Here is a 6,719-nt window from a genome sequence, read left to right as displayed (position 1 = left end):
GGGGGCTGCCGCCCCCGGACCCCCGCCGCAGGTATCGCGCAGGGGGGTACCTCCCTGCTCGAACGCAGTTGAGAGCTTGGGGGAGCGCTCGTCCTCAAACGCCGGACGGGCTGATAGGCAAGCCTCCACCTCCCCCACCCACCCGGAGGGGGCGGGCATTTCGGTCGGTGCGGCAACTATCAGCCCGTCCGGCGTTTGAGGACGACGCCCGTTCAGGGCGGATACGGGGGACTGGGGGCGGAGCCCCCAGTTACGGGAAGGGGCGGGGCTGGGGAGAGAGCAAGTTGTGACGAGACCGGGACCTCGAACGACCGTAACCCCCGGATGGACCAGGGGCTTTCGGCAGGCCGGGACCCGGGCTTTAGTACGGGCTTGTCCGTATATATCGACGAGACGGTAACAGCGGTTAGAGGGGTGGACGGGGGCGGGAACTCCCGAGGCATGAACCACAACACCCCCGTTTCCCCCCGCTCCCCCCGCCCCCTCTGCGATCTCACCGAGGCCCGGTGCCGCGTCCTCACCGTCGCTCAGCTGCGGTCGCACGGGGTCTCGGCCGCCGAGGCCTCCGCTCAGTGTCGTCCCGGTGGGCCCTGGCAGGAGCTGCTTCCCGGTGTGTTTCTGCTCCACCCCGGGCCACCCACGAGCGAGGAGCGGCTGCATGCCGTGCTCCTGTACGCGGGGCGGCCGCCCGGCAGCGGGGTGGGCTCCGCGCCACGGCGGCACGCGGACCTTCCACGGCAGGACCTGGACGTGCCGCGGCGGAACTCGGGCATCCCGCGCCAAGGCCGGGACGCGCCACAGCGGAACTCCGGCATCCCGCGGCGGGGGCCGGACCCGTCCGGCGTCACCGCCGCCGTCACCGGGCAGGCCGCGCTGCCGTCCGCCCCTCGTCCGGACGGGGCGGCCGCGGCCCCGGTGCCCCTCGGGGACGCCATGGTGACCGGGCTTGCCGCGCTTGCGCTGCACCGGTTCTCGTCCGCTCCCCCGCTGCTCTCCCTCGACCGGATCGACGTCCTGGTGCCGCGGACCCGGCGGCTGCGCTCCACCGGGTGTGCCCGGATCGTGCGGTCCTCCGTGATGCCCACACCCGTGGAGATCACCGGGTTGCCGGTGGCGCCGGTGGAGCGGGCGCTCGCGGATGCCGTGGGGGAGCTCACCGACGCGGGTGCCGTGCGGCGGCTGCTCAGTGAGGCGGTGCGCGGCGGGCACTGTGAACCGGCCGCCGTCGTACGGGAGTTGAACGAGGCTCGGCTGCTCAGCCGTCCCCATGTCGTGGGCGCCGTCGACTCGCTGCTCGCCGAGGGGCGGGCCATCGCCGAGGACCGGCTCTACCGGATGGTGCGCGAGCACGGCCTGCCCGAGCCGCTGTGGAACGTCGATCTGCGGCTGCCGGGCGGACCACAACTCGGCGGGGTGGACGCGTACTGGCCCGACCAGGCCGTTGCCGTCGAGCTCGACACCCGGGCGACGCGGCAGGTGCGACGGGGCGACGAGGACGCGCTGTGGTCCCAGTACGCCCGGAAGCGGGAGCACTTGGAGCGGCTCGGCATCACCGTCGTCCACATCACACCGAAGAAGCTGCGTGCCTCGCTCGAGCAGCAGGCGACGGTCGTCCGTACGGCCCTCATGGCATCCGCCGACCGCGAACCGGCGGCCTACGTGGTGGTGCTCCCCCGCTGAACCGAGTGAGCCGAGGGGCGGGGCCTGGACGGCGGGCCCCGCCCCTCTTCCCTACGAGGACGATCTTCCCTATGAGGACCGGCTACTCACCGCCCCATGAGGACGGTCTACTCACCGCCCTACGAGGACGGGCTACTTACCGCAGTACTCCGCCTCCACGATCGCCTCGCTGCCCCCCGCCCAGTCACCGTTGAAGTTCACGGCCAGGCTGTGGTCGCCGTCCGTGGACGTGACCGCCATGGACGAGGAGCCGTGGATGCCGCCGCCGTGGCCCCAGACCGTGCCGCCGCACGGCAGCTCGCTCTTCATCAGGCCGAGGCCGTAGCTCGCGTTCGGCGCGTCGTCGCCGATCGGCACCGCGGTCTTCATCTCCTTCAGCTGCTCGGGCGGGAGCAGCTTGCCGCGGAGCAGCGCCGAGTAGAAGCGGTTCAGATCGCCCGCGTCGGAGATCATCTCGCCCGCCGCGCCCGCGGCCGAGGGGTTCAGCTCGGTCACGTCGTACGTCTTGCCGTCCGGTTCGGGCTTCAGGCTCAACTTGGAGTACGCGCGGGAACTCGGGCGCGGCACCGACGGATCGGTGCCCGGGACGCTGGTGGCGTGCAGGCCGAGCGGCTGGATCACGCGCCGCTCGATCTCCTCGCCGTACGCATGACCGGTGACCCGTTCCACGATCATTCCGGCCAGGGTGTAGTTGGTGTTGGAGTAGCTCCAGCCCGTGCCGGGCGCGAACACCGGCTTGTGCGCCATCGCGACCTCCACCAGCTGCTCCGGCCGGTAGGTGTCGTAGCGGTTCTCCAGGAACTCCTTGCCGAAGAACTCCTCCTGGAGCTCCGGGTCATCGGTGTAGCTGTAGATGCCGCTGGTGTGGTTGAGGAGTTGGCGGACCGTGATCCGGCTGCCGTCGTGGCCGTTCCCCCGCACCACGCCCGGCAGCCAGGTCTCGACCGTGTCGTCCAGGTCGATCCGGTCCTCGGCCTGCAGCTGGAGCAGGACCGTCGCGACGAAGGTCTTGGTGATGGAGCCGACCCGGAACCGGTCGTGGGCGGAGCGCGGGGCGCCGGACTCCAGGTTGCCGATGCCCGAGGTGCCCTTCCACGTGCCGTGCTCGTCGCGCGCCTGCCCGGCCACGCCCGGCACCCCGTCCTTGACTGCGGCGTCCATCGCTTCCTGGGTCGCCTGGTGTCCCCGTCCGGAGTCGGCCGAGGCCGGGGCCGCGAACCCGAGGGCGGCCACCGCCACCGCCGTGGTCACCCCGACGAGGCCGGTCCGCACCGTACGTCGTGCCATATCCCTGTCCTTTCGAAGACGTCGAAGACATCGAGGACGTCGAAAACGTCAAAGACGACGCCGACGCCGTTGCATTCGGTCAGCGGACAGGACCCCGGACCGCTCGCCCGGGTTGATCCGGTTGGCCCGGTTGAGCGGTATCCGGCCCCGAAGTCAGCTCTTCGGCAGAACGAGTTCGGTGTTGCGGTCGCCCGGGTCGCCGGTCAGCGTGGGCTTCCTGCCAGGGGCGTTGAAGGACAGCTCGCGGTAGAGCGCGGCGAGACCGGGCTGGGAGAGATCGGCGAAATCTGTGCGGTGTCCGGCGGCGGACTCGATGAGCGTGGTGAAGACGGAGAGCGTGCCGTCGCCGTTGTCGACGAGCTCGATCACCCGGGCCAGCTGCGGGTAGTCGATGTGCGAGGCGGTGGAGATCTCCCAGAAGGTGCCGTGCGGGGTGATGGCGTTCTTGTGGCTGTGGCCGTTCACCCAGGCCAGGACCCGCGGGAACCGGCGGAGCAGGTCGACGACGGCGGGGCCGCCGTGCCGCTGCTCGTCGGGGCGGGCCGGGTCGGGGTGCAGATTGTTCATCGACTTGCTGGTGTGGTGGCTGAAGACGATGACGTACGCGCCGTCCTGCTCGGCCTTCTTCAAGGTCCGTTCCAGCCAGCGGAGTTGGGCGGTGCCGAGGGAGCCCTGGTAGTGGCCCCCGGGGTCGGTGGTGTCGAGGCTGATGCCCACGACCGGGGGCGTGTCCTCGGTGCCCTCCGCGACGGTGAAGGCGTAGTACTGCGTGCCCTCGGCGAGGTTCGCCCGGGTATAGCCGTGCCCGACCGGGCCGGGGCCGGTGTGCGCCGGGTCGAGGTGGGCGCGTACGTACTCGGCCGGGGTGAACGGCGCGCGGGCCGGGTCGGGCGTGATGGACCGCAGGTGCCGGGCCTCGCCACGCACCATCTCGCGGAACCGCTCGCCCTTCGGGTCGAGCCCCTTCTTGACGGCCTTCCAGAAGGCGGCGCCCTCGGCCTCGGGCAGCTCCATCAGCTTCTTGCCGCCGACCGCGAAGGCGTGGAACCAGTCGTCGCCGGAGGCGAAGGCACCGCCGGGCAGGAAGTCGTGGTTGCCGACCGTGGAGTACCAGGGCAGGTTGAGGCCCGGGCTGCGCACGGGCCTCAGGGCCGCGTCGAGGAAGCCGTCGATGTGCGGGAAGCCGAGCTGCTTGTCGGCGTCGCGCAGGTCGCGGTCATCGGGGTGCCAGTAGAGCTTCAGGCCGCTGTCCTGGACGCCCTCGTAGCCGCGCGGGTCACCGGTGTTGGGCGTGATGGTGCCGCCGCTCATCGCGCGCAGGAACCAGTCGAGTTCGGCCCGGGAGTTGTTGTCGGTGTTGTCGCCGGTGGTCATCACGAAGCTCAGGGGTGCGCCGGTGGCGGGTGCGCCCCTGAGCGCGTTGACGCGCTCGATGAGCGAGACGGTGCCGGCGACGGAGAGCGCTTCGTGCGGCCGCCAGGCGCTGGCGGTCTGGGCGCGCAGGAACTCGTAGCGCAACGGGTGCTGGACATCGACGATGTGCAGGTCCGTGAACTGCACGAACGCGGCGATCGCGGTGCGCCGCTCGGCCCGGGTGCCCTCGGGGCTCTTCGTCCCGGCCAGGTCGGTCCGGACGATCCGGGACCAGGCGGGCCCGTCACCGAGCCGCCGGTAGCCACCGCTGCCGCGCGGGGCGGCGACGGTGCTGAGCGTGGTGCCCTGCTGGTACGGGGCGAGGGGCGCGGGGGCCTTGCGTGAGGTGAGCGTGTGGGCGGCCGCCCGGGGACCGGCGGGGCGCGCGGGGTTCGCGCGGGCCCCGGTCGGGCCGAGGGCGAGCCCGATGCCGGTGGCGGTGGCGGCCGCTCCCGCGGTGGCGAGGAAGGCGCGGCGGTCGAGGCTGGCTGCGGCATGGCGTAGGCGCGGCATGTCTGGATCGTTGGCAGCGGGGGTGACCTGAACGTGAACGCCGCCGCAACGTGACGAGCCGATCGCGGTACGTCGATCACGGGGCCCTCGGGGCGTCACCGGTCGCTCTTCGCGGGGAGGGGTCGCGGTTACGGGTAGTTCATCTGTGGGGGTACGCGGGGCCGCCTCGGCCCGTCCGGCGCGCGAGGGCCAACCCAGCCCCGTCCGGCGCGAGAGGGCAAACCCAGCCCGTCCGGCGCTTGAGGACGAGGCCGTCCAGGCCGATAGCGGGGTCTGGGGGCGCAGCCCCCAGGAGCGGCCACCGAGCCGACGGAAAGATACGTGGGGGTAAGTCCGGAATGCGGAAGCCCTACGTGCTGTTTCTCACGCAGGTGCGCTGCGTCCCGCTACCCGGACAATGGATTGGACAAGAGCTGCCCGGTCATACGCATCATGGGTGAGTCGTTCCAGTTCCCGGGCCCCGCCTCGGAACCACAGCTCACAGAGACAGCTCGGAACCAGGAGTGAAGGAGTCCTCGTGAAGGTCGGAATCGTCGGTGCCACCGGTCAGGTCGGCGGAGTGATGCGCAAGATCCTCGCCGAGCGGAAGTTCCCGGTCGACGAGCTGCGCCTGTTCGCCTCGGCCCGCAGCGCGGGCAAGACCATCGAGTGGGAAGGGCACACGATCACCATCGAGGACGCCTCGACCGCCGACTACTCCGGCCTGGACATCGTGCTGTTCTCGGCCGGCGGCGCCACCTCCAAGGCGCTCGCCGAGAAGGTCGCGGGCCAGGGTGCCGTCGTGATCGACAACTCCTCCGCGTGGCGCCGCCACCCCGAGGTCCCGCTCGTCGTGTCCGAGGTCAACCCGCACGCGATCAAGAACCGCCCCAAGGGCATCATCGCCAACCCGAACTGCACCACGATGGCCGCGATGCCGGTGCTGAAGCCGCTGCACCAGGAGGCCGGGCTCACCGCGCTCGTCGTGGCCACCTACCAGGCCGTGTCCGGCTCCGGCCTCGCCGGTGTCGACGAGCTCTTCGAGCAGGTCAAGAAGGTCGGCGAGGACGCGCCGGGGCTCACCCACGACGGTGCGGCCGCCGAGTTCCCCGAGCCGGACAAGTACGTCGCCCCGATCGCGTACAACGTCCTGCCGATGGCGGGCTCGATCGTCGACGACGGTCTGAACGAGACCGACGAGGAGCAGAAGCTCCGCAACGAGTCCCGCAAGATCCTCGAGATCGAGGACCTCAAGGTCTCCGGCACCTGCGTCCGCGTGCCGGTCTTCACCGGGCACTCGCTCCAGGTCAACGCCCGCTTCGAGCGTCCCCTCAGCCCTGAGCGGGCGGCCGAGCTGCTCGCCGGTGCGGAGGGCGTGGCGCTCGCCGATGTGCCCACGCCACTGCAGGCCGCGGGTGGGGACGTGTCGTACGTGGGCCGCATCCGCAAGGACGAGACCGCCGAGAACGGTCTCGCGCTGTTCCTCTCCGGCGACAACCTGCGCAAGGGCGCTGCACTGAACGCGGTGCAGATCGCTGAGCTGGTCGCGGCTGAGTTGAAGGGCTGAGCACCGGGGCGGGTTCTTCTTCCCCAGCCCCGCCCCTTCCCGAAACTGGGGGCTTTGCCCCCAGACCCCCGTTTATCGCGCTGTACGCGCTCGTCCTCAAACGCCGGACGGGCTGGTAGCTGCCGCACTGGTCGAAATGCCTGCCCCCACCCACCCGGAGGCCGCAAGAATCAGCCCCTCCGGCGTTTGAGGAGCGGGGGTCCGGGGGCGGAGCCCCCGAAGTTGCTGCAAGCTTTCGGGAAGGGGCGGGAGCCTCGACGACACTCGTGCCGCCACCCGC

General features: G+C 71.2%; 4 protein-coding genes. 2 read left to right on the top strand and 2 right to left on the bottom strand.

The genetic code is table 11. The features are described 5' to 3' along the window. Window positions 1–441: 441 nt before the first annotated feature. Window positions 442–1,680, top strand: a complete 1,239-nt coding sequence (locus tag ACWD10_RS38170) for a hypothetical protein (RefSeq protein WP_451098403.1) — start codon at window positions 442–444, stop codon at window positions 1,678–1,680. Window positions 1,681–1,812: 132 nt separating this feature from the next. On the opposite strand, the gene ACWD10_RS38165 is transcribed toward ACWD10_RS38170, so the two are convergent. Continuing rightward, window positions 1,813–2,967, bottom strand: a complete 1,155-nt coding sequence (locus ACWD10_RS38165; protein ID WP_451098402.1) for a serine hydrolase domain-containing protein — start codon at window positions 2,965–2,967, stop codon at window positions 1,813–1,815. Between the two features lie 153 nt (window positions 2,968–3,120). Beyond that, window positions 3,121–4,893, bottom strand: coding sequence for a TIGR03767 family metallophosphoesterase (locus tag ACWD10_RS38160; RefSeq protein ID WP_451098400.1), 1,773 nt, complete (start codon window positions 4,891–4,893; stop codon window positions 3,121–3,123). A 517-nt stretch (window positions 4,894–5,410) separates the two neighbouring features. Here ACWD10_RS38160 and ACWD10_RS38155 point away from each other — a divergent pair. Beyond that, window positions 5,411–6,439 carry an aspartate-semialdehyde dehydrogenase gene (locus tag ACWD10_RS38155; protein WP_451098399.1) on the top strand — a complete coding sequence of 343 codons (1,029 nt, stop codon included), beginning with the start codon at window positions 5,411–5,413 and terminating at the stop codon, window positions 6,437–6,439. Window positions 6,440–6,719 lie beyond the last annotated feature (280 nt).

This window comes from Streptomyces sp. NPDC002851, assembly GCF_053591935.1.
Note: the sequence above shows the minus strand (reverse complement) of the source record. Positions and strands in the feature narration are given on the sequence as shown.

What these genes read in the sequence shown, in the direction of transcription:
- ACWD10_RS38170 (WP_451098403.1), top strand. Translation starts at nt 442, where the DNA reads ATGAACCACAACACCCCCGTTTCCCCCCGCTCCCCCCGCCCCCTCTGC.
- ACWD10_RS38165 (WP_451098402.1), bottom strand. Translation starts at nt 2,967, where the DNA reads ATGGCACGACGTACGGTGCGGACCGGCCTCGTCGGGGTGACCACGGCG.
- ACWD10_RS38160 (WP_451098400.1), bottom strand. Translation starts at nt 4,893, where the DNA reads ATGCCGCGCCTACGCCATGCCGCAGCCAGCCTCGACCGCCGCGCCTTC.